This is a genomic window from Acidocella sp., from assembly GCF_013044125.1.
Taxonomy (GTDB): Bacteria; Pseudomonadota; Alphaproteobacteria; order Acetobacterales; family Acetobacteraceae; genus Acidocella.
The window spans coordinates 1-3,599 of the sequence record NZ_JABEVC010000217.1; the positions used below are offsets into that span (position 1 = coordinate 1).

Genomic DNA, 3,599 nt, shown 5'->3' on the forward strand with positions numbered 1-3,599 from the left:
CTTCTCGCCGGCAGGCAGGCAAGCCGGTTTCTCAGTTCGATGCGCAGATTGCCGCCATTGCCCGCTCACGCGGCGCGGCGCTGGCCACGCGCAATGTGGCGGATTTTGCGGAATGCGGGGTTGAGATCATCAATCCCTGGACAGCGTAGAGAAGATAACTGAATGCCGATTTTAAGCTGGCTGACCCGAGACGAAGATATTCGTGCCGCTGGGCGCGTGCCTTATCGCTTGCTGGAGGAGGTGGCCGATTTGTCGGCGGGCGATCCGGCTTCGGGAAATATGCTGATCCAGGGTGATAATCTCGACGCGCTGAAGGCGCTGCTGCCGTTTTATGCGGGGCAGGTGAAGTGCATCTATATCGATCCGCCCTATAATACTGGGTCAGCCTTCGAGCATTACGATGACAACCTTGAGCATTCGCAATGGTTGGCCTTGATGTGGCCAAGGCTTGAGCTTCTGCGTGATTTTTTGGCGGAAGACGGTTCAGTTTGGGTAAATATGGACGACGATGAAGCCCATTACCTGAAGGTTTTGATGGATGAAGTGTTCGGTCGTGGAAAGTTTATCGTGAATGCGCTTTGGCAGAAACGAACATCGCCTGACGGCCGCATCCATATGGGGGATGCTCACGATCATATTTTTGTTTACGGATCACAGCTTGCGCGAAATAGATTCAGCGATCTTCCGCTCAGTGAGGAACAGAAAAAAGCATATAAAAACCCTGATAATGATCCGCGCGGACCATGGGTTTCGACGGATTTTACAGCCCAAGGATATCGACCCAACCAGATGTATACGATCAATACGCCTGGTGGGGTAAGCTATTCTCCACCAGAGGGGCGTTGTTGGGGGAATATCGAAGCAAATTTTATGCGCTTGAATGAAGAAGGGCGCATGTGGTTTGGCGTTGATGGAACGGCGCGGCCACGCGTTAAAAATTATCTGTCTGAAGCTGAAGGTGTAAAATCGTGGAGTTGGTGGACCAACAAAGAGGTTGGGCACAATCAAGAAGCGAAAAAAGAAATTCACGCCCTTTTCGGCGCTGTAAATGCTTTTGATACTCCAAAGCCTGAACGATTGATCCAGCGTATCCTGAACATCGCCACCAACCCCGGCGACCTCGTGCTCGACTCCTTCCTCGGCTCCGGCACCACCGCCGCCGTGGCGCATAAAATGGGGCGGCGCTATATCGGCATCGAGATGGGCGAGCATGCCGAAACCCATTGCGCACCGCGTCTGAAAAAAGTGATTGAGGGCGAACAAGGCGGCATTTCCGAAAGTGCCGGTTGGAAGGGCGGCGGCGGGTTCCGCTTCTACCGGCTTGGCCCGCCGGTTTTCGATGAGGATGGCCATATCCGCGCCAATATCCGTTTCCCGGTGCTGGCGGCGCATATCTGGTTCAGTGAAGCAGGCACGCCCTGGCGCAAGACGCGCGCCACGCCTTTTCTTGGCATCCGCGACGGGCGGGCCTTCGCCCTGCTCTATAATGGCATTCTTGGCGATAAGCGCCCGGATGGCGGCAATGTGCTGACGCGCGCCACGCTGGCGCTGATCCGTTCCGCCATCGTCAAGATTGACCCTGATTTTGCCGGACCTGTCACCATCTATGGCGAGCAATCGCGCCTGACCGCGCCGACGCTGGAGCGCGAAGCGGTGACGTTCAAACAGACGCCTTACGATATCAAGGCAAGGCGCTGAGGAATGGTCATGCAGCTCAAACCATATCAGGCCGACACGCTCACCATACTCCGCAGTTTTTTAGAAGAAGCGCGGATTGCCGGGCCGCAAAACGCCTATGCCAGCGTAACGGGTGTGCCGGAGCAGGCAAAGCGCCTGGGCCGGTATCGCACCGATTACACGCCGCTCGATGGCCTGCCGGGCACGCCCTATGTCTGCCTGCGTCTACCCACTGGCGGCGGTAAGACGATCCTGGCCGCGCACGCCATCGGTGTGGCGCGGGATGCCTGGATTGAGAAGGATTATCCGCTGGTGTTGTGGCTGGTGCCATCCAACACCATCCGCCAGCAAACGGCGGAGGCGCTGCGCAACCCGCGCCACCCCTACCGCCAGGTCCTGGATGAGCAGTTTGAAGGCCGGGTACGGGTTTTTGACATCGCCGATTTCACGATGATCCGGCCGCAGGATATCCGCGACAATGCCTGCATCATTGTCGGCACCATCCAGACCTTGCGGGTAGGCAATACCGAGGGCCGCAAGGTCTATGCCCATAACGAAAATATGGAGCCGCATTTCAGCGCGGTTCCCAGAAACATGGCGGGGCTTGAGCAGATTAACGGCTCCACCGAAGCGGCGGGCAACCCGCGTTTTTCCTTCGCCAATCTGCTGCACATCCACCGGCCGCTGATGATCGTGGATGAGGCGCATAACGCGGTGACGGGGCTGACGCGGGAGATGCAGGCGCGGGTCAATCCGTGCGCCATCATCGAATTTACCGCCACGCCGCGTTTCAACTCCAACATTCTGCACAGCGTCACGGCGCAGGAATTGAAGGCGGCAGAGATGATCAAGCTGCCGATCATCCTGGCCGAACATGATAGCTGGCAAACGGCGGTGAATGGCGCCATTGCCAGCCGGGCCGCGCTGGCGGCTGCGGCAAAGGGCGAGGTTGAGTATATTCGCCCTATCGTGCTGTTTCAGGCGCAGCCGAAGAATCAGGAAGTCACCGCCGAGGTGCTGAAAAAACACCTGATGGAGGTGGAGCAGATACCGGAAGAGCAGATTGCCATCGTCACCGGAGATCAGCGGGAGCTGGATGGCATCGATTTATTCGACCCCAAATGCCCGGTTGAATACGTCATCACGGTTGAGGCGCTGAAGGAAGGCTGGGATTGCTCCTTCGCCTATGTGTTCTGTTCGGTCTCGCGCATCCAGAGCGCAACCGATGTGGAGCAGTTGCTGGGCCGGGTGCTGCGGATGCCCTATGCGAAACGCCGCCAGGCGGATGCCCTGAACCGGGCCTATGCCCATGTTTCTGAGGCGTCATTCGGCGCGGCCGCTTCGGCGCTGGCTGACAAGCTGGTGGCCATGGGCTTTGACGAGCAAGAGGCCAAGGAGGTTATTGAGCCCGCGCAGGGAGACTTGGATGAGACCGGCTTATTCGGGCCGCGTGAGCGCCCCGTGCCGGTGTTTCGCCATACCGTTACAGCCCCGCCGGATGTGGCCGCAACCCTTGCCGCTGTTGGGCAGAACGAGGGCGTTTCGGTCGTAGCTGGCGATGGTGACGCGGTTGAAATCGCGGTGACAGGCCGCGTTGCCCCTGAAATTGAGGCCGCGATTGCCGCCGCCATTCCCGCCCCGGCACGGCAGGGATTTGCAGAGGCGGTGCAGAAATATCGCTTGGAAACCAAGGATAAGTTCACCCCGGCCGAGCAAGGCGAGCGTTTTTGCATGCCCAGGCTGATGGCGGGCGTTCAGGGCCATCTGGAGTTCGCGGATACCGATCTATTCATGGAATTCCATGATTGGTCGCTCACAGCCCACCCGGCGCGATTGGGTGAGGCGGCTTTCGCCATCCGCGAGACGGCCAGGAGCTTTGAAATTGACCTGGACGGCAACCGGATCGTCTATCAGTTCGCGCA

2 protein-coding genes are annotated in these 3,599 nt (G+C 58.5%); both read left to right on the top strand.

From position 1 onward, the window contains the following. Positions 1-162: 162 nt before the first annotated feature. Positions 163-1,698 (top strand): site-specific DNA-methyltransferase, encoded by a 1,536-nt coding sequence (locus HKL97_RS13145; RefSeq protein ID WP_291426104.1) that lies wholly within the window; start codon positions 163-165, stop codon positions 1,696-1,698. A 9-nt stretch (positions 1,699-1,707) separates the two neighbouring features. Next, positions 1,708-3,599, top strand: a 1,892-nt coding sequence (locus HKL97_RS13150) for a DEAD/DEAH box helicase family protein (protein ID WP_291426106.1), incomplete at its 3' end; no start/stop codon positions are given.

Excerpts from the sequence above, each read along its gene's own strand:
- HKL97_RS13145 (WP_291426104.1), top strand. The coding sequence starts at position 163 with ATGCCGATTTTAAGCTGGCTGACCCGAGACGAAGATATTCGTGCCGCT.